This is a genomic window from Enterobacter sichuanensis, assembly GCF_009036245.1.
In the GTDB taxonomy this organism is placed as follows: Bacteria; Pseudomonadota; Gammaproteobacteria; order Enterobacterales; family Enterobacteriaceae; genus Enterobacter; species Enterobacter sichuanensis.
Genome location: NZ_CP027986.1, coordinates 321,542 through 340,330 on the forward strand (window position 1 = coordinate 321,542; position 18,789 = coordinate 340,330).

Here is an 18,789-nt window from a genome sequence, read left to right on the forward strand (position 1 = left end):
TGTTCTGCTAAAAACACCGAGATCGGCCAGTCTGTGCTATACCTGACCCATCGCAAACCGGGAGATAAACAATGAAAAGACCTGACTGTATTCGGCACTGGCGTGATGTTGAAGGTGCGGATGACTCGACTTACCCCGACAGCGATGAGCTGTTTTCCATCGGTGCGCCACTGGCCCGCAAGCTCGGGCTCGGGCGCATTGGCATCCATCATGAGCGTTTGCCGCCAGGACGCAGGACATCCTATCCCCACGCGGAAAGCGATGAAGAAGAGTTTATTTACGTGATTGAAGGCTACCCTGAAGCCTGGATTAATGGCTATTTGTGGAAGCTGGAGCCTGGCGACAGCGTAGGCTTTCCTGCCGGAACCGGCATCTGTCATACCTTTATCAATAACACGGACGAAGAGGTTCGGTTACTGGTCGTTGGCGAGGCTAACAAGAAGCACAACCGTATCTACTATCCGCTCAACCCGGAGTACGCCGCCACGCGGCAAGATCGCTGGGTAGACCATCCTCCCCAGTTTTTTGGGCCGCATGATGGAAAACCTGGGAAAAAATAATTTCCTCTTCTATAAATATTGAGGGCCGTCACAAATTACAACAGGCCGTAAGGAAGTTTTACTTAGGGAAAGAATTAGCGGGTCTTTTACTACTTATTCACAGCAATAGTTCGTTCCTGTTTGGGTGATAACAGACAGGGGTTATTTCATAACAGACTATAACGGGCATACTGTGAAAAAAAATTTTAAATTTTCGGTGGTTAGCATTGCTGTCTCCTTGTTTATGGCAAATCAGGCGGGAGCAGCCAATACCTGGACAGAATCACGCAGCGACGCAATGGGTGGCACCGGCGTGGCTTCGGGAAGCTATGGCAGTGGGGCGTTAATCAACCCCGCGCTGCTGGCAAAGGCAAAACCGGACGATGATGTGACGGTCATATTGCCTTCGGTTGGCGCGCAGATCACGGATGAAGACAATCTTCAGGACGAGATTGATAATATCAACGACAAAATTAATCACTATAAGGATGTGGTGGATAATCTTACACCGGTTGAAATTATCACCAATCCATTAGGTTCTATTAACCAGTTCCAGGGCGCGGCAAAAGATCTTGCCGATGAGCTGGACTATCTCAAGGGCAAGACCGCACGCGCTACGGCAGGGGCAGGCATTGCCGTGAGTATCCCTAACGATGTCCTTTCTGTGGCGTTTATGGCGAAAGGCTACGCCCATGGTCGGGTGAGTTCGTCGATCGACCAGCAGGATATTGATTACCTCCGCGGTATTCAAAACAGTGATGCGGTCGCGGCCGGCGTCGCGCTGGATGCTGCGCTGAACGGCACGGACCAAATCACCAAAAACCTCAACTCGACGGCCTCTGGCCGGGCGGCAATTGTGTCCGACTATGGCGTTGCCATTGCCCGTCAGTTCGATCTTGGCGGCGTTCCGGTTTCCGTGGGTGTGACGCCAAAACTGCAAAAAACCTGGGTCTATAACTACACCACCTCAATCTACGATTACGACAGTAATAAGTGGAACGACAGCCGCTACCGTACAGACGATACGGGCTTCAACGTGGATGCCGGGATTGCGGCCGATTTCGGCGAAAACTGGACCGTCGGCGTGAGCGGACAAAACCTGATGTCGCGTGATATCGACACCAAAGATATCCGTATCCGCAACGGGCGTACGGGAGAAGTGGTGAGCTATAAAGACACCTACCAGATCCGTCCGCTGGTGACCGCCGGGGCCGCCTGGCACAACGATCTGGTGACGCTGACTGCCGATGGTGATCTGACGGAAACCAAGGGCTTCAAGAGCGAAGATACGTCACAGTATGTTGGCGTCGGTGCCGAAGTCACGCCGTTGAGCTGGCTGGCGGTGCGGGCGGGTTATCGCGCAGACGTGAAGGGTAACGACAGCAATGTCTTTACCGGCGGTGTCGGTTTCGCGCCGTTTAGCACCGTGCATGTTGACCTGATGGGCCTGTACGGCGAAGACGAGACCTGGGGGGCAGGGGCTCAACTGAGCATGACGTTCTAAAGTCCACCGGAGGCGCTGCGCCTCCGGCTTTTCTTTGTGCTATAGTAGCGCCCCTTTTCCACCAGATGCTTAAAACTTCGCCATGTCGTCAGAATTACAGACTGTTTTTCCCGCACACCGTTTTTCCATTGCGCCGATGCTCGACTGGACGGACAGACACTGCCGCTACTTCCTGCGTCAGCTCTCCCGCCATACGCTGCTGTACACCGAGATGGTGACCACGGGCGCAATCATTCACGGCAAGGGCGATTATCTGGCCTATAGCGAGGAAGAGCATCCGGTTGCCCTGCAGCTGGGCGGCAGCGATCCGGCCGCGCTGGCGCAGTGCGCGAAGCTGGCAGAAGCGCGCGGCTACGACGAGATCAACCTCAACGTCGGCTGCCCGTCCGATCGCGTGCAAAACGGCATGTTCGGCGCGTGCCTGATGGGGAACGCTCAGCTGGTGGCGGACTGTATCAAGGCGATGCGCGACGTGGTCTCCATCCCGGTGACGGTCAAAACCCGCATCGGCATTGATGACCAGGACAGCTACGAATTCCTGTGCGATTTTATCAATACGGTTTCCGGGAAAGGCGAATGCGAGATGTTTATCATCCACGCGCGTAAAGCCTGGCTTTCTGGTCTTAGCCCAAAAGAGAACCGTGAAATTCCACCGCTGGACTATCCTCGCGTGTATCAGCTGAAGCGTGATTTTCCGCACCTGACGATGTCGATCAACGGCGGCATTAAGTCGCTGGAAGAGGCGAAAGCGCACCTTGAACATATGGATGGCGTGATGGTCGGGCGCGAGGCGTATCAAAACCCGGGCATTCTGGCGTCGGTCGATCGCGAAATCTTTGGTGTTGAAGGGGCAGACATCGACCCGGTTACCGTGGTGCGTGCCATGTATCCTTACATTGAGCGCGAGCTGAGTAACGGCACATATCTTGGCCACATTACCCGCCATATGCTCGGCCTGTTCCAGGGGATCCCCGGGGCGCGCCAGTGGCGTCGCTACCTGAGCGAGAATGCACATAAAGCCGGCGCCGATATCGACGTGTTGGAACATGCGCTGCGACTGGTGGCAGATAAGCGATAATTTTCGCTAAAAGTTCGTCAAATTCACCACGCCCTGCGACATGTCGCGGGGCGTTTTGCTTTAAGAACAATAAGTTAGATTTGGCATGAATATTGTAATGCCTGTTGCATTACTCGGGAACTCGTGGGAGAGCACCATGCTGGAACTACTTTTTGTGATTGGCTTTTTTGTCATGCTGTTAGCGACAGGTGTGTCGCTGCTCGGCATTCTGGCGGCTATCGTCGTGGCGACGGTGGTGATGGTTATCGGCGGTTTATTTGCCCTGACGATCAAGCTGTTACCGTGGTTACTGCTGGCCATTGCGGTGGTGTGGGTGATACGGGCGATAAAATCACCAAAACTGCCCACTTATCAGCGCAATAACCGCTTTCGTTACTAAGGTATTGAGGGGTTCGTCACATACTTGTAACTTTTCCGGCAGCAGGGCTTAGAACAGAATAGGATTTACTTATCGAATCTGTCACTATGGCTGCCGCTAAAGAATTCATCGAGCTGTACCCTACATACAGCCGAACTAAAAAAAGAAAGGGCTTCCTTAAGGAAGCCCAATTTCTTTTCAGGGCTCAGGGAATCAGCAAACTCGATCCCTGCGTGGCCCGGCTCTCCAGCACCTCATGTGCGCGCTGCGCATCGATTAGCGGATATTTTTGCGCCTCTGCCACATCCACTTTTATCACCCCGCTGGCGATCAGCGAGAACAGCTCGTTACTGGCTTCCTCCAGCTCTTCCCGGTTGGTGATGTAACCCTGCAGGGATGGGCGCGTGACGTACAGCGAGCCTTTCTGATTCAGAATGCCGAGATTTACCCCGGTCACCGCGCCTGACGCATTCCCGAAGCTGACCATCAGCCCACGACGCTGCAGACAATCCAGCGAGGCTTCCCAGGTATCTTTCCCTACAGAGTCATACACGACGCGGACTTTTTTGCCGTTGGTTATCTCTTTCAGCCGTTCGGTAATGCTCTCTTCACGGTAGTTAATGACCTGCCAGGCGCCCGCCTGCAGCGCGCGCTGCGCTTTTTGCGCATTGCCCACGGTACCGATCAGTTTCGCGCCCAGTGCTTTTGCCCACTGGCAGGCGATAAGCCCGACGCCACCCGCCGCGGCATGAAACAGGAACTGCTCGTCGGGTTTTATTTCATAGGTTTTGCGCAGCAGGTAGTAAACGGTCAACCCCTTCAGGAACGAGGCCGCCGCCTGCTCAAAGGTGATGGCGTTGGGCAGCAGGGCGGCTTTATCCGCCGGGACGTTATGGACGGAGCTGTAAGCCCCAAGAGCCGATTGCGCATACACCACGCGATCGCCCTCCTTAAGATGCTTAACCGCGCTGCCCACTTTGCTGACGATACCGGCCGCCTCGGTACCCAGCCCGCTCGGCAGTGACGGAGGCGGGTAGAGGCCGCCGCGAATATAGGTATCGATATAATTTATGCCGATGGCTTTGTTTTCGACCTGCACTTCATTTTCGCCAGGCGCGGCGGGGATGAACTCCACCGCTTTGAGTACGTCAGGGCCACCATGCTTGTGAAATTCAATACGTGTTGCCATGCTTCCTCCAGAATGTGGTAATCTTTCGACCCACTCTTTATCTCGGTAACTCCATTCACTATGGCAGGAAACAAACCCTTCAACAAACAGACTGAACCTCGCGAGCGTGATTACCAGGTCGCAGGGTTAAAGGTCCCGCCGCACTCGATTGAAGCGGAACAGTCGGTGTTGGGCGGTTTAATGCTGGATAACGAACGCTGGGACGACGTCGCTGAGCGCGTGGTGTCTGAAGATTTCTACACCCGTCCGCACCGTCATATCTTTACCGAAATGGCGCGTCTGCAGGAGTCGGGCAGCCCGATTGACCTGATCACGCTCGCGGAATCGCTGGAGCGTCAGGGTCAACTGGACAGCGTCGGCGGGTTCGCCTATCTGGCAGAATTATCGAAAAACACGCCAAGTGCGGCGAACATCAGCGCCTACGCCGACATTGTGCGCGAACGTGCGGTTGTCCGCGAGATGATTTCGGTGGCGAATGAGATCGCCGAAGCCGGTTTCGATCCGCAGGGCCGCACCAGCGAAGATCTGCTCGACCTCGCCGAGTCCCGCGTCTTTAAAATCGCCGAAAGCCGCGCCAATAAAGACGAAGGCCCGAAAAACATCGCCGATGTCCTCGACGCCACCGTCGCCCGTATCGAACAGCTGTTCCAGCAGCCGCATGACGGTGTGACCGGGGTGAACACCGGCTATGACGATCTCAACAAGAAAACCGCCGGCCTGCAGCCGTCGGATTTGATTATCGTCGCCGCGCGTCCGTCGATGGGTAAAACGACCTTTGCGATGAACCTCGTCGAAAACGCGGCGATGTTGCAGGACAAGCCGGTACTCATCTTCAGTCTTGAGATGCCCTCCGAGCAGATCATGATGCGTTCTCTGGCATCGCTGTCGCGCGTGGACCAGACCCGCATCCGTACCGGTCAGCTTGACGATGAGGACTGGGCGCGCATCTCCGGCACCATGGGCATTCTGCTGGAAAAACGTAACATTTATATTGATGACTCCTCCGGCCTGACGCCGACGGAAGTCCGTTCCCGCGCGCGCCGTATCGCCCGCGAGCACGGCGGCATTGGTCTTATCATGATCGACTACCTTCAGCTGATGCGCGTGCCGTCGCTTTCCGACAACCGTACGCTGGAAATCGCCGAGATTTCCCGCTCGCTCAAGGCGTTAGCCAAAGAGCTGCACGTGCCGGTCGTGGCGCTGTCGCAGCTTAACCGCTCTCTGGAACAACGTGCCGACAAACGTCCGGTCAACTCTGATCTGCGTGAATCCGGCTCCATCGAGCAGGATGCGGACTTAATCATGTTCATCTACCGTGATGAGGTTTATCACGAGAACAGCGACCTGAAAGGGATCGCCGAAATTATTATTGGTAAACAACGTAACGGCCCGATTGGGACGGTGCGTCTGACCTTTAACGGCCAGTGGTCGCGTTTCGACAACTATGCCGGTCCTCAATATGATGATGAGTAATTTCTAAGGAATTCAAATGCAAGCGGCAACAGTCGTCATCAACCGCCGCGCTCTGCGACACAACCTGCAACGTCTGCGTGAACTGGCACCCGCCAGCAAGCTCGTTGCAGTCGTGAAAGCGAACGCTTACGGACACGGTCTTCTCGAGACCGCGCGAACGCTCCCCGATGCCGACGCCTTTGGCGTCGCCCGTCTTGAAGAAGCTCTCCGCCTGCGCGCGGGGGGGATCACGCAACCGATTCTGCTGCTGGAAGGTTTTTTCGAAGCCACCGATTTGCCGACCATTGCAGACCAGCATCTTCACACGGCGGTGCATAACGAAGAGCAGCTCGCCGCACTGGAAACCGCCGAGCTAAGCGAACCGGTCACCGTGTGGATGAAGCTCGACACGGGCATGCACCGTCTGGGTGTGCGTCCTGAGAACGCGGACGCGTTTTACCAGCGTTTGTGCCAGTGCAAAAACGTGCGTCAGCCGGTGAATATTGTCAGCCACTTCGCCCGTGCCGATGAGCCCGAGTGCGGTGAGACCGAGCGGCAGCTGGATATCTTTACCACCTTCTGCGAAGGAAAGCCCGGGATGCGATCCATTGCGGCATCCGGCGGAATTTTACTGTGGCCTCAGTCGCACCTCGACTGGGCTCGCCCGGGCATCATTCTTTACGGCGTTTCGCCGCTGGAGAACAAACCCTGGGGGCCGGACCTGGGTTTCCAGCCGGTGATGTCTCTGGTGTCTAATCTGATTGCCGTGCGCGAACACAAAGCGGGTGAGCCGGTAGGTTACGGCGGCACCTGGACCAGCGAGCGTGATACCCGTCTCGGCGTCGTGGCGATGGGCTATGGCGACGGCTATCCGCGCGCCGCGCCGTCCGGTACGCCGGTTCTGGTCAACGGCCGTGAAGTGAAGATTGTGGGTCGGGTGGCGATGGACATGATATGCGTCGATCTGGGGCCTGAGGCCCAGGATAAACCCGGCGACGATGTGGTGATGTGGGGCGAAGGGTTGCCTGTTGAACGCATTGCTGAAATGACAAAAGTGAGTGCTTACGAACTTATCACGCGCCTGACATCAAGGGTGGCGATGAAATACATCGATTGAACCGACAATGAAGTGAGGCCAATAACCTCACTTCAACTTTATTAACATCCACTCGATCTTCTCCCACTTCCGGTTTATTGTTGGATTCCCTGCCTCATCGAATTCCGGAGACATCGCGTGTTTCAGAAAGTTGACGCCTACGCCGGCGACCCCATTCTCTCCTTAATGGAGCGTTTCAAAGAAGATCCTCGCAGCGATAAAGTGAACCTCAGCATTGGCCTGTATTACAACGAGGATGGCATTATTCCTCAGTTGAAAGCCGTCGCTGAAGCCGAAGCGCGTCTGAACGCCGCGCCGCACGGTGCGTCGCTATATTTGCCGATGGAAGGGCTCAACAGCTACCGCAACACCATCGCGCCGCTGCTGTTTGGTGCCGATCACGCCGTGCTGGCGCAAAAACGGGTGGCGACCATCCAGACGCTTGGCGGGTCGGGTGCGCTTAAAGTGGGTGCCGACTTCCTGAAAAAATATTTCCCGGATTCGGGAGTGTGGGTCAGCGACCCAACGTGGGAAAACCACGTAGCGATTTTTGAAGGCGCAGGATTTAAGGTGTCGACCTACCCGTGGTTCGACAGCGAAACCAACGGCGTGCGCGTTGAGGCGCTGCTGGAAAAACTGAATACGCTGCCGGAGCGCAGTATCGTCCTGCTGCATCCGTGCTGCCATAACCCGACCGGTGCAGACCTGACAAATGCTCAGTGGGATGCGGTGATTGAGGTGTTGAAAGCGCGCAATCTGATCCCGTTCCTCGATATTGCCTATCAGGGCTTTGGCGCAGGGATGGAAGAGGATGCCTACGCGATCCGCGCCGTTGCCAGCGCCGGGCTGCCAGCACTGGTGAGTAACTCCTTCTCGAAAATCTTCTCCCTGTACGGCGAGCGCGTCGGTGGCCTTTCCGTGGTGTGCGAAGACACCGAAGCGGCGGGCCGTGTACTGGGGCAGTTGAAGGCGACGGTGCGCCGTATCTACTCCAGCCCGCCAAACTTTGGTGCGCAGGTGGTGGCGACCGTTCTCGGTGATGAGCAGTTGAAAGCTAACTGGCTTGCTGAAGTGGAATCCATGCGTAAGCGTATTCTGTCGATGCGTCAGGAACTGGTTAACGTGCTAAAAGAGGCTGTGCCGGGGCATAACTTTGACTATCTGCTGAAACAACGCGGAATGTTCAGCTACACCGGACTGAGCGCCGCTCAGGTCGATCGCCTGCGTGAAGAGTTTGGCGTCTATCTGATTGCCAGCGGGCGTATGTGCGTGGCAGGTCTCAATGCCAGCAACGTGCATCGTGTAGCGCAGGCATTTGCCGCTGTAATGTGAGTATTTACTTACGTATATGCCCTGTGTAGGCCGGGTAAGGCGTAGCCGCCACCCGGCTTTTTTGTTTGCACCAGTGTAAAATTTCGCCCGGTGGCGCTGCGCTTACCGGGCCTACACGCCTCTTCTGTGCTTTGTGATCGTCTTCTTTTTATTCGACTTCATAAGTAAAAACTCCTTCCCTTCACCTCCCGCTGGGGTTATGGTCGGAAAGTTTTTGACCATTCGCTCAAAATAAAACGATAACGAACTGAATATTCAGGGGAAAATATGCGCAAGATCACACTGGCGCTCAGCGCCGCCTGCTTATTGTTCTCGCTTAACAGTGCTGTCGTCGCGCGCGCTTCCGCCCCGACGCCGCTTTACACCGGTACCACCGCTGCCATTCTTGCCGAACAGGCACCCATTCACTGGGTTTCCGTGGCCCAGATCGAGAACAGCCTGATGGGGCGTCCGCCAATGGCCGTGGGCTTCGATATTGACGATACCGTTCTGTTCTCCAGCCCGGGATTCTGGCGCGGCAAAAAAATGTATTCGCCCGACAGCGAAGCGTATCTGAAAAACCCCGAGTTCTGGGAAAAAATGAACAACGGCTGGGACGAATTCAGCATCCCGAAAGAGGTGGCCCGCGCGCTTATCGCCATGCACGTGAAGCGCGGCGACAGCATTTACTTTGTCACCGGACGCAGTCAGACCAAAACGGAAACCGTCTCTAAAACCCTGCAGGATGATTTCATGATCCCGGCGGCCAACATGAACCCGGTGATCTTTGCGGGTGACAAAGAAGGGCAAAACACCAAAACCCAGTGGCTGGAAAAGAAAAATATCAAACTGTTCTACGGTGATTCAGATAACGACATTACCGCTGCGCATGACGTCGGGGCCAGAGGGATCAGAGTGTTACGCGCTTCTAACTCGACCTATCGACCGCTGCCGATGGCCGGAAAGTTTGGCGAAGAGGTGATCGTCAACTCGGAGTATTAAGCCCCAGGCAGCGACTTTGACTCTTTTTTAGTCAAATCTCGCTGCTGCGGGTTTTACCTTTCGTCTTCTTGCTGCACACTTAGAAAGATTCATCTTTCATTACGGAGCAGCACATGTGGTATCAACAGACCCTGACGTTAAGCGCTAAACCACGCGGATTTCACCTTGTGACAGATGAAGTCATCGGGCAAATCCGCGACCTGTCGCGGGTCAAAACGGGTTTGCTGCATTTGCTGCTTCAGCACACGTCTGCCTCTCTCACGCTTAATGAAAATTGCGATCCCACCGTCCGGTCTGACATGGAGCACCATTTTCTGAAGACCGTTCCAGACAACGCGCCTTATGAGCACGACTATGAGGGCGACGATGACATGCCTTCACATATCAAATCTTCCCTGCTGGGCGTATCGCTGATATTGCCGGTACACCATGGGCGGCTAATGCTGGGAACATGGCAGGGGATCTGGCTGGGAGAGCATCGTATTCACGGTGGTTCGCGTAAAATTATCGCCACGCTACAAGGGGAATAAAGATGACAATTTCGGAGCTACTTCAGTACTGCATGAGTAAACCAGGCGCGGAGCAGAGCGTTCATAGCGACTGGAAAGCCACCCAGATTAAAGTGGGGGACGTCCTGTTTGCGATGGTGAAAGAGGTTGAGGGGCGTCCAGCGGCGTCGCTGAAAACCAGCCCGGAACTGGCCGATTTGTTACGCCAGCAGCACCATGACGTGCGGCCAAGCAAGCATCTCAATAAAGCTCACTGGAGTACCGTCTATCTTGACGGGTCGCTGCCAGGCTCACAAATATACTATCTGGTTGACGCGTCTTATCAGCAGGCGGTTGAGCTGCTGCCGGAAGCGACCCGACAGCAACTCTCCGTGTGACAATTACAGCAATGGCTTGAGGAAGCGCGCGGTGTGCGAGGCTTCGCACTCTGCAACGGTCTCTGGCGTACCGGAGACAAGGATTTCACCGCCGCCGCTGCCGCCTTCCGGGCCGAGATCGACAATCCAGTCCGCGGTTTTAATCACGTCCAGGTTGTGTTCAATGACCACAATGGTGTTGCCCTGATCGCGAAGCTGATGCAGAACGTCGAGCAGCTGCTGGATATCGGCAAAGTGCAGACCGGTGGTCGGCTCATCCAGGATATACAGTGTCTGCCCGGTACCGCGTTTGGACAGTTCACGTGCGAGCTTCACGCGCTGCGCTTCGCCCCCTGACAGCGTGGTGGCGGACTGCCCCAGACGAATGTAGGTCAGACCCACGTCCATCAGCGTCTGCAGCTTACGCGCCAGCGCAGGAACGGCGTCAAAGAACTCACGCGCCTCTTCGATGGTCATATCCAGCACTTCGTGGATCGTTTTGCCTTTGTACTTAATCTCCAGCGTTTCGCGGTTATAGCGTTTGCCTTTGCACTGGTCGCACGGCACGTAGATATCCGGCAGGAAGTGCATCTCCACCTTGATCACGCCGTCGCCCTGACACGCCTCACAGCGGCCGCCGCGAACGTTAAAGCTGAAACGACCTGGCGTATAGCCGCGCGAACGCGCTTCCGGAACGCCTGCGAACAGCTCACGAACGGGCGTAAAGACGCCGGTATAGGTCGCCGGGTTGGAACGCGGGGTCCGGCCAATCGGGCTCTGGTCAATGTCGATAACCTTATCGAAATGCTCCAGCCCCTGGATATCGCGGTACGGTGCCGGTTCGGCCAGCGTCGCGCCGTTCAGCGCCGTCTGCGCAATCGGGAACAGCGTATCGTTGATCAGCGTCGATTTACCGGAACCGGATACGCCGGTAATACAGGTAAATAGCCCCACCGGCAGCGTCAGGGTAACGTCTTTCAGGTTGTTGCCGCGCGCGCCGGTGAGCTTAAGCACTTTCTCCGGATTCGCCGCCACGCGCTGCTTCGGCACCTCAATCTTGCGCTTGCCGCTCATGTACTGGCCGGTTAACGATTCTGGCACTGCCATAATGTCTTTCAGGGTGCCTTCCGCGACCACCTGGCCGCCGTGTACGCCCGCGCCCGGGCCGATGTCGATAACATGGTCGGCAGCACGGATCGCATCTTCATCATGCTCAACCACAATCACCGTGTTGCCGAGGTTACGCAGATGAATAAGGGTACCGAGCAGACGCTCGTTGTCGCGCTGGTGAAGGCCGATGGACGGCTCATCGAGCACGTACATGACGCCGACCAGGCCTGCGCCAATCTGGCTTGCCAGACGGATACGTTGGGCTTCACCGCCGGAGAGCGTTTCTGCCGAGCGGGAAAGCGTCAGGTAGTTCAGGCCGACGTTGACCAGGAACTTCAGACGATCGCCGATCTCTTTCAGCACTTTTTCGGCGATTTTCGCGCGCTGGCCAGAGAGCTTCAGGTTGTTGAAGAAGTCCATTGCGTGACCGATGCTCATATCTGAGATGGTCGGCAGCGCGGTGTTTTCCACAAACACGTGGCGCGCTTCGCGACGCAGACGGGTGCCGTCACAAGTTGCGCAGGAGCGGTTGCTGATGAACTTCGCCAGCTCTTCGCGTACCGCACTGGATTCCGTCTCTTTGTAGCGGCGCTCCATATTGTGCAGCACCCCTTCGAACGGGTGGCGACGCACGGAGGTGTCGCCGCGATCGTTCATGTATTTGAACTCGATGTTCTCTTTACCGGAACCGAACAGGATCACTTTGTGCACGTTCGGGCTCAGGCTGGCCCACGGCGCTTCCACGTCGAACTTATAGTGCTCTGCCAGCGATTTAAGCATCTGGAAGTAGTAGAAGTTACGCTTATCCCAGCCGCGGATCGCGCCGCCCGCAAGCGACAGCTCCGGATTCTGGATCACACGATCCGGGTCAAAATACTGCTGCACACCCAGGCCGTCACACGTCGGGCAGGCGCCCGCCGGGTTGTTGAATGAGAACAGGCGCGGTTCCAGCTCGCGCATGCTGTAGCCGCAAATCGGACAGGCAAAGTTGGCGGAGAAGAGCAGCTCTTCCGCCTGCGGGTCGTCCATGTCGGAGACCACGGCGGTACCGCCGGAGAGTTCCAGCGCGGTTTCAAACGATTCCGCCAGACGCGTGGCGAGATCGTCACGCACCTTAAAGCGGTCAATCACCACTTCAATAGTGTGCTTCTTCTGCAGCTCCAGCTTAGGGGGATCGGACAGGTCACACACCTCGCCATCAATACGGGCGCGGATATAGCCCTGGCTTGCCAGGTTTTCCAGCGTTTTGGTGTGCTCGCCCTTACGCTCTTTGATGATCGGCGCCAGCAGCATCAGGCGTTTGCCTTCCGGCTGCGACAGCACGTTATCCACCATCTGGCTCACGGTCTGTGCCGCCAGCGGGACGTCGTGGTCCGGGCAGCGCGGCTCACCCACGCGGGCATACAGCAGACGCAGGTAGTCATGAATTTCGGTAATGGTACCGACCGTTGAGCGCGGGTTATGCGAGGTGGACTTCTGCTCAATAGAGATAGCAGGAGACAAGCCTTCAATGTGGTCGACATCCGGTTTTTCCATCAGCGACAGGAACTGACGCGCGTACGCAGAGAGTGATTCAACGTAACGACGCTGTCCTTCGGCATACAGAGTGTCGAAAGCCAGTGAGGATTTGCCAGACCCCGAAAGCCCGGTCACGACAATGAGTTTGTCGCGAGGGATTATGAGGTTGATATTCTTGAGATTGTGGGTGCGGGCGCCCCGAACTTCGATCTTATCCATTCACCTTTCCCGGTTGGAACACGGATTGCCTGGTTTGTTTGAAGGACAAACGGCTGTCAGAAACGGCTAATTATGACACAATTTGACCTGTTTGAATATACAGTATTGGAATGCATTTTCTGACTGACTGTGTAACAATGTTATGTTCGCACGAGAACTCTGGAATCCATCTCGCAGCTATCAAAATGCAGCATGGAAATGGTACACTCGCGCGTTTACACTATTAAGAAACGTATTCAGGAGACACGAACATGGCCAGCAGAGGCGTAAACAAGGTGATTCTCGTCGGTAATCTGGGCCAGGACCCGGAAGTACGCTACATGCCGAGTGGTGGCGCAGTTGCCAACATTACGCTGGCTACTTCCGAATCCTGGCGTGATAAAGCGACCGGTGAGATGAAAGAGCAGACCGAATGGCACCGCGTTGTGCTGTTTGGCAAACTGGCAGAAGTGGCCGGTGAGTATCTGCGTAAAGGTTCTCAGGTGTATATCGAAGGCCAGCTGCGTACCCGCAAATGGACCGATCAGTCCGGTGCTGAGAAGTACACCACTGAAGTGGTGGTTAACGTCGGTGGCACCATGCAGATGCTGGGTGGCCGTCAGGGCGGTGGCGCACCAGCAGGTGGTGGCCAGCAGCAGGGCGGTTGGGGTCAGCCTCAGCAGCCACAGGGCGGCAACCAGTTCAGCGGCGGCGCACAGTCTCGTCCGCAGCAGCAGTCTGCGCCGGCGCCGTCTAACGAACCGCCAATGGATTTCGACGACGACATTCCGTTCTGATTTCCAGCCTCTAACAAAAGCCCTGCTGTCGCAGGGCTTCTTATATTACCCGGTGGTTGATAATTACATGCATAACGGTGTAAATGTTGTCTGAATAATATCGTCCGCGAGGTGCTATGCCACAACAACTCTTTGATCCTGCTGACGTCCAGAAAACATTCTCAATGCTGACTGTGGACAGCCATAATACGACGTTGCTGAATGAGATTTCCCTTCGAGCATCAGTCGATGATGAGCTGAGTTTTGGCCCATTCCCTCCAGGCTATCATTTTGTCAGGGCTGAAAATCGTATTGCGGGTATTCCTAACGAGCATTTTGAACTGGCCTTAGTTAATGAAATCACCAAAGAGATTGTTTACTACAATCGCGTGATTTATCAGAAAGATGCCTTCTTAAACTACATGCCGGTAACGCAAATCCTGATATGGCGGTCGCCCAAACCGTCGCATCGTGGCGTGTTACGCGATCTGCCTGGCAAAGTGTTTTCCCAATACTTACTGGAAAAATACAACGTCATTATCACAGATCGTCACCAGACGCGTGACGGTATGAGCTTCTGGCAATCTCGGCTGTAACACCACCAGAACCGCCTGGCGATTATCAGTAAATTCCCGCTGCTTGTTATGGGCTGAAGCCCTGAAAATAAAAAAGCCTCGTAAAAGAGGCTCTTAACATCTTGTTATAAAACGACCATCAGGTAATCACCATCGGCCAGTCTGGTGGCGTGTGGCTCATCGCTTCAACCATCACCACTTTGATATTTTCCCAGACGGCGGCCATATCCAGCAGAGTAATGCCAAGCAGACCCGTTGCAAACCAGCAGGCCGCACCCAGCCCTAGCAGCGTGCTGATGACAGCAAGGCCCGTGTAGTCAGATTTACGAAATTGAATGTTCAGCGTGCTGGCTAAAAACATCAGTACCGCACTCAACAAAGGCCAGCGCAAGAGAACCATGCTGGTAGTAATGGTTGCCATAAAACCCATCCTCTACAAAACAGACGAACTGAATGAAACAGATTTTTTCGTTACATAAGATGTGTGAACTATATCACGTTTGCTGTTTTATTCGCCAGTCCCGGGCTGATGAAAAAGAGGGATCCCTCGCTGCCTGTAAACCGTATTCGCCTGAGAGAAAATATATCTTTGCAGGCTAAGCTCTCATTCCCCACACTCTTTATAATGAATTCATTGAGATAGCAAAATCGATGCAAAAGAGGGCGCGTTGTATAACGTTTACAGCCATATCCCTTTGGCTTATGCTTGAGTGGACAATTAATTTTACTCGCAGCTAACCTTTCAGGTTTTTGAATTTTATTGTTTTTTATTTATTTGTACGTATTTAATTACACACAACGTTGTTTTAATTCGCTACGCTGAGTTCCAGCTTGTGGCGTTGGTATGACGACATTTCGAATCTGAAGAAAGTTGCGTCCGGTTTATCGCCTGATAATCAGCGAAAAAAATGAAAGAAAACCGACGTGAGATTATTAATGACAGCATGCAGGCGCTGCATGCGCTGGCAAAGCTGATGCCCCAGCTTCATGCCCAATGTTCACTGGCCGACATGCTGGAGACCATCAGCCGCGCCCTGGGCGCAAGCCTTGCCTGGGTCAGCGTAAATGGTGATGACGGCCTGCAGCGTGTGGTCAGCGCCGGGGAGATGACCTGCCATCCCTTCGAGGTCGCCGATTTCCTCGCGGGCACTCTGCTGGAGCGGCATCATCGTTCGTGGCGGGTGGTTTACTGGAAAGAGAATATTGGCCGCGCGTTATTTCCTCCTCAGCATCCCGGCTATGCGCAGCTGCAAAGCGGGGTACTGTGCAAACTTTCGACCCATAACTGGCACTGCAGCGGTTATTTCTTTTTAGGGTTTGATGAACGACTCTATTCTCTGCCGGTTCTAAAAAATATCGTCGTGGTGCTGGTCGAAAAATTAAAAGACTATTTCGCGGAAATTATTGCCCGGGAGAAAACCGCCCAGGAAATGCAGCGCGTAGTGACGCAATATAAGACCCTGTTTGAACGGGCCCCGGTGTTAATGAACTCTTTCGACAAATTTAACCGCTGCGTGCTATGGAATGCCGAATGTGAAAAAGTGTTCGGCTGGACGATGGCGGAGATCGCTGAATATGCCGATCCGCTTGCGCTGTTTTATCCCGACCCTGAAGAGCGGCGGCGGGTCAGGGAGTCGGTCAATGTCTCACCGCTTAAAGATATGTATGAATGGCATCCGCTGCGCAAAGACGGCACCCGGCTGACGGTACTGTGGTCCAACATTCTGTTGCCGGACAACTCTATCCTCAATATTGGGCTGGACATTACCGAGCGGAAAAAAGCTGAGCAGGAGCTGGAGGTAAAAGCCACCACCGACGATCTTACCGGCTGCTTTAACCGTTCGGCGATTTTGCAGCAGCTGGAGCTTGCGCTGGCGGCCAATACCCGGCAGGAGGTTAACAGCCACTTTTGTGTCCTGATGTTTGACCTGGATTTTTTCAAGCAGATCAACGATGAGTGGGGTCACCCGGTGGGCGATGCGGCGCTCCTTCACTTTTGTAACGCGATCCGTGAGTTAGCGCCCTCAGAGTCAGCGTTAGGGCGCGTGGGAGGAGAAGAGTTTTTGCTTTTGCTGGCGCACGCTGACGGTAATGGCGCTGCGCAGTTGTCCGCCAGGCTGCGCACCTTTCTGCAAACACACCCGCTGGTGGTGGGTGAGAGAAAGCTGTCGCTGTCGTTTAGTGCCGGGGTTGTCGAAGTCTGTGGGGGACAGCGGGATACTTCAGCCTTACTGAGGCGTGCCGATAAAGCATTATACGAGGCCAAGCATTCGGGGCGAGGAAAAACGGTGGTGGCTGATTATTTATAAATCAATGCACAAAATACGCCCAAACAAATAGCATAAAATGTCATGATGGGGTTGTGCTTTTTTCGTGCTGTCACAAGTTTGGCTTAATCAACGATCGTCTGTTGTGTTATCTTCCCACCGCGCTTACGGGCTGGATAATTATTTTCCTTAATTGAAACGGAACGAATACTTACAGTTTCACTTACGGGAAAATATTATCGTCATAACGAAATTTAAGATTTTTAATACTAAAAGTCAGTTGCTAACTTCGCATGATTCATGCAACGTAATCACCTGTTTAACAAAGCATCCGGCCTTCATTACTACAGGCGTACAACATGCAGGGATATAGGGCGGGAAATGAATCGTAGCGCACGGCGCAAGATGCTCAGGGTGGTAGGGATCATCATGGTAGTTATGCTGCCGGTGATGCTTGCGCTATGGTTTGCCCAGCTAAGAGCCGTATCAGAAACAAGCGCCCAGCTACGCACCTTTGCTGAACTGGCTTTAGACAAAACCGAGCTGGTTATTCAGCAGGTTGATCTGGCCCGGATTGAGGCTACAAAATATCAGGGTGAGCGTTGTACGCCGGAACACCGTCAATATATGTTGAACGTGGTTCGTGGCCGCCTGTTTGTTGCCGATTTAATTTATGCGGAAGGTCAGAATTTTCTTTGTTCGACCGTTTTTACACCGGATCATCCCTACGCCATTCCCGTTGCTAATTACACCCGGAAACCTGACGTCGCTATCTATTATTATCGCGATACCCCATTTTATACTGGCTATAAAATGACATATATGCAGCGCGGAAATTATGTGGTGGTGGTTAATCCACTTTCATACAGCGAAGTCATGTCCGAAGATCATTCCCTTTCATGGGGAGTATACGACACGGTTACCAATGCGTTCTTTTCCGTTAGCCAGAAAGCCAACGTGTCGTTATTAAATTCGATGATTCGGGATAAGGAATCGGTATTTCAAAAAGATAACCGTTTTTATACGGTCGTAAAATCGCCCAAAAGACCGATTGCGGCGATTGTGTCGACATCGAATAAACGCTTTTATGAAACGCTTTATCATCAGGCGACCCTGACGCTGCCGCTGGGCATGATCTGCAGCATGATTATTTTGCTGGTATGGTCCCGTACCCATCGTGAGCTTAATTCGCCAGGACGCCTGCTGCACCGGGCGCTGAACAAGCGTCAGCTTTGCGTACACTATCAGCCGATTATTGATATTAAGAATAATCAGTGTGTGGGTGCGGAGGCGTTGTTACGCTGGCCGGGGTTTAACGGGCAGGTGATGAGCCCGGCTGAGTTTATTCCGCTGGCGGAAAAAGAGGGCATGAGCGAGCGGATCACGGATTATGTCGTTGAGGAGGTGTTCAGCGATCTGGGCCATTTCCTGGCCGGGCATCCGCATCTCTATATTTCAATTAACCTGTCGGCCACAGATTTTCACTCCTCGCGGCTGATAGCCATGATTTCTGACAAGGCCCGCCACTACGCCGTCCGTGCGCAGCAAATCAAAATAGAAGTGACGGAACGCGGTTTTATCGATGTTCCCAAAACCACGCCGGTGATTCAGGCTTTTCGTCAGGCGGGCTATGAAGTCGCGATCGATGATTTCGGTACCGGTTACTCGAACCTGCATAACCTTTACTCGCTGAACGTGGATATTCTGAAAATCGATAAATCGTTTATCGATACCTTAACCACCAACAGCACCAGCCACCTGATCGCCGAACACATTATCGAGATGGCCCAGAGCCTGCGGCTTAAAACCATTGCGGAAGGGGTTGAGACGGCAGAGCAGGTAAGCTGGCTGCTGAAGCGCGGCGTCCAGTACTGTCAGGGATGGCACTTCGCGAAAGCGATGCCGCCCCAGGAATTTATGACCTGGCAGCAGCAACCTTTGCATTGATCGT

Annotated in this window: 17 protein-coding genes; 14 read left to right on the forward strand and 3 right to left on the reverse strand. The window is 54.2% G+C overall.

Annotation, left to right across the window (positions count from 1 at the left end; all coding sequences use genetic code 11):
• Nucleotides 1-71: 71 nt before the first annotated feature.
• The 4 genes from C1N69_RS01505 (at nt 72) to pspG (ending at nt 3,500) form a co-directional block, all read left to right on the forward strand.
• Entirely contained in the window at nt 72-560 is a 489-nt protein-coding gene (locus tag C1N69_RS01505; RefSeq protein WP_025757833.1) for a cupin domain-containing protein, read from the forward strand.
• A 172-nt stretch (nt 561-732) separates the two neighbouring features.
• On the forward strand, nt 733-2,043 hold the full coding sequence (locus tag C1N69_RS01510) for a conjugal transfer protein TraF (protein WP_025757834.1): 1,311 nt from the start codon (nt 733-735) through the stop codon (nt 2,041-2,043).
• Between the two features lie 82 nt (nt 2,044-2,125).
• The gene (gene dusA / locus C1N69_RS01515; RefSeq protein WP_155030554.1) at nt 2,126-3,121 is read left to right on the forward strand and encodes a tRNA dihydrouridine(20/20a) synthase DusA; all 996 of its coding nucleotides are present in this window, start codon (nt 2,126-2,128) and stop codon (nt 3,119-3,121) included.
• Between the two features lie 136 nt (nt 3,122-3,257).
• Complete coding sequence (gene pspG / locus C1N69_RS01520; RefSeq protein ID WP_025757837.1) at nt 3,258-3,500, forward strand: envelope stress response protein PspG; 243 nt, start codon at nt 3,258-3,260, stop codon at nt 3,498-3,500.
• A 184-nt stretch (nt 3,501-3,684) separates the two neighbouring features.
• Here the strand turns inward: pspG and C1N69_RS01525 are convergent, their stop codons facing one another.
• The gene (locus tag C1N69_RS01525) at nt 3,685-4,668 is read right to left on the reverse strand and encodes a quinone oxidoreductase (protein WP_047957542.1); all 984 of its coding nucleotides are present in this window, start codon (nt 4,666-4,668) and stop codon (nt 3,685-3,687) included.
• Between the two features lie 60 nt (nt 4,669-4,728).
• On the opposite strand from C1N69_RS01525, the gene dnaB reads away from it, so the two are divergent.
• The 6 genes from dnaB to C1N69_RS01555 all read left to right on the forward strand — a co-directional run bounded on the left by dnaB (nt 4,729) and on the right by C1N69_RS01555 (nt 10,415).
• Entirely contained in the window at nt 4,729-6,141 is a 1,413-nt protein-coding gene (dnaB, locus tag C1N69_RS01530) for a replicative DNA helicase (protein ID WP_025757838.1), read from the forward strand.
• Between the two features lie 16 nt (nt 6,142-6,157).
• Complete coding sequence (gene alr, locus C1N69_RS01535) at nt 6,158-7,237, forward strand: alanine racemase (protein ID WP_155030555.1); 1,080 nt, start codon at nt 6,158-6,160, stop codon at nt 7,235-7,237.
• 117 nt (nt 7,238-7,354) lie between these two features.
• Complete coding sequence (gene tyrB / locus C1N69_RS01540) at nt 7,355-8,548, forward strand: aromatic amino acid transaminase (RefSeq protein ID WP_155030556.1); 1,194 nt, start codon at nt 7,355-7,357, stop codon at nt 8,546-8,548.
• A 267-nt stretch (nt 8,549-8,815) separates the two neighbouring features.
• Nucleotides 8,816-9,529 carry an acid phosphatase AphA gene (gene aphA, locus C1N69_RS01545; protein ID WP_025757841.1) on the forward strand — a complete coding sequence of 238 codons (714 nt, stop codon included), beginning with the start codon at nt 8,816-8,818 and terminating at the stop codon, nt 9,527-9,529.
• A gap of 113 nt (nt 9,530-9,642) precedes the next feature.
• Nucleotides 9,643-10,059 carry a secondary thiamine-phosphate synthase enzyme YjbQ gene (locus C1N69_RS01550; RefSeq protein WP_155030557.1) on the forward strand — a complete coding sequence of 139 codons (417 nt, stop codon included), beginning with the start codon at nt 9,643-9,645 and terminating at the stop codon, nt 10,057-10,059.
• 2 nt (nt 10,060-10,061) lie between these two features.
• Nucleotides 10,062-10,415, forward strand: a complete 354-nt coding sequence (locus C1N69_RS01555) for an MmcQ/YjbR family DNA-binding protein (RefSeq protein ID WP_025757844.1) — start codon at nt 10,062-10,064, stop codon at nt 10,413-10,415.
• Between the two features lie 3 nt (nt 10,416-10,418).
• Here the strand turns inward: C1N69_RS01555 and uvrA are convergent, their stop codons facing one another.
• Nucleotides 10,419-13,241 carry an excinuclease ABC subunit UvrA gene (gene uvrA, locus C1N69_RS01560; RefSeq protein ID WP_047957548.1) on the reverse strand — a complete coding sequence of 941 codons (2,823 nt, stop codon included), beginning with the start codon at nt 13,239-13,241 and terminating at the stop codon, nt 10,419-10,421.
• A gap of 251 nt (nt 13,242-13,492) precedes the next feature.
• On the opposite strand from uvrA, the gene ssb1 reads away from it, so the two are divergent.
• The gene (gene ssb1, locus C1N69_RS01565) at nt 13,493-14,017 is read left to right on the forward strand and encodes a single-stranded DNA-binding protein SSB1 (RefSeq protein ID WP_008503384.1); all 525 of its coding nucleotides are present in this window, start codon (nt 13,493-13,495) and stop codon (nt 14,015-14,017) included.
• Between the two features lie 116 nt (nt 14,018-14,133).
• On the forward strand, nt 14,134-14,592 hold the full coding sequence (locus C1N69_RS01570; RefSeq protein WP_155030558.1) for a hypothetical protein: 459 nt from the start codon (nt 14,134-14,136) through the stop codon (nt 14,590-14,592).
• Nucleotides 14,593-14,710: 118 nt separating this feature from the next.
• Here the strand turns inward: C1N69_RS01570 and C1N69_RS01575 are convergent, their stop codons facing one another.
• Nucleotides 14,711-14,992, reverse strand: coding sequence for a YjcB family protein (locus tag C1N69_RS01575; protein ID WP_025757848.1), 282 nt, complete (start codon nt 14,990-14,992; stop codon nt 14,711-14,713).
• A 487-nt stretch (nt 14,993-15,479) separates the two neighbouring features.
• On the opposite strand from C1N69_RS01575, the gene C1N69_RS01580 reads away from it, so the two are divergent.
• Both C1N69_RS01580 and C1N69_RS01585 read left to right on the forward strand, forming a co-directional pair.
• A complete protein-coding gene (locus C1N69_RS01580; RefSeq protein WP_155030559.1) occupies nt 15,480-16,880 on the forward strand; it encodes a GGDEF domain-containing protein in 1,401 nt (466 codons plus the stop codon).
• A 339-nt stretch (nt 16,881-17,219) separates the two neighbouring features.
• Nucleotides 17,220-18,785, forward strand: a complete 1,566-nt coding sequence (locus tag C1N69_RS01585) for an EAL domain-containing protein (RefSeq protein ID WP_025757851.1) — start codon at nt 17,220-17,222, stop codon at nt 18,783-18,785.
• The last annotated feature ends 4 nt before the right edge of the window (nt 18,786-18,789 follow it).

What these genes read in the sequence shown, in the direction of transcription:
- C1N69_RS01505 (WP_025757833.1), top strand. Translation starts at nt 72, where the DNA reads ATGAAAAGACCTGACTGTATTCGGCACTGGCGTGATGTTGAAGGTGCG.
- dusA (WP_155030554.1), top strand. Translation starts at nt 2,126, where the DNA reads ATGTCGTCAGAATTACAGACTGTTTTTCCCGCACACCGTTTTTCCATT.
- pspG (WP_025757837.1), top strand. Translation starts at nt 3,258, where the DNA reads ATGCTGGAACTACTTTTTGTGATTGGCTTTTTTGTCATGCTGTTAGCG.
- C1N69_RS01525 (WP_047957542.1), bottom strand. Translation starts at nt 4,668, where the DNA reads ATGGCAACACGTATTGAATTTCACAAGCATGGTGGCCCTGACGTACTC.
- dnaB (WP_025757838.1), top strand. Translation starts at nt 4,729, where the DNA reads ATGGCAGGAAACAAACCCTTCAACAAACAGACTGAACCTCGCGAGCGT.
- alr (WP_155030555.1), top strand. Translation starts at nt 6,158, where the DNA reads ATGCAAGCGGCAACAGTCGTCATCAACCGCCGCGCTCTGCGACACAAC.
- aphA (WP_025757841.1), top strand. Translation starts at nt 8,816, where the DNA reads ATGCGCAAGATCACACTGGCGCTCAGCGCCGCCTGCTTATTGTTCTCG.
- C1N69_RS01550 (WP_155030557.1), top strand. Translation starts at nt 9,643, where the DNA reads ATGTGGTATCAACAGACCCTGACGTTAAGCGCTAAACCACGCGGATTT.
- C1N69_RS01555 (WP_025757844.1), top strand. Translation starts at nt 10,062, where the DNA reads ATGACAATTTCGGAGCTACTTCAGTACTGCATGAGTAAACCAGGCGCG.
- uvrA (WP_047957548.1), bottom strand. Translation starts at nt 13,241, where the DNA reads ATGGATAAGATCGAAGTTCGGGGCGCCCGCACCCACAATCTCAAGAAT.
- ssb1 (WP_008503384.1), top strand. Translation starts at nt 13,493, where the DNA reads ATGGCCAGCAGAGGCGTAAACAAGGTGATTCTCGTCGGTAATCTGGGC.
- C1N69_RS01570 (WP_155030558.1), top strand. Translation starts at nt 14,134, where the DNA reads ATGCCACAACAACTCTTTGATCCTGCTGACGTCCAGAAAACATTCTCA.
- C1N69_RS01575 (WP_025757848.1), bottom strand. Translation starts at nt 14,992, where the DNA reads ATGGCAACCATTACTACCAGCATGGTTCTCTTGCGCTGGCCTTTGTTG.
- C1N69_RS01580 (WP_155030559.1), top strand. Translation starts at nt 15,480, where the DNA reads ATGAAAGAAAACCGACGTGAGATTATTAATGACAGCATGCAGGCGCTG.
- C1N69_RS01585 (WP_025757851.1), top strand. Translation starts at nt 17,220, where the DNA reads ATGAATCGTAGCGCACGGCGCAAGATGCTCAGGGTGGTAGGGATCATC.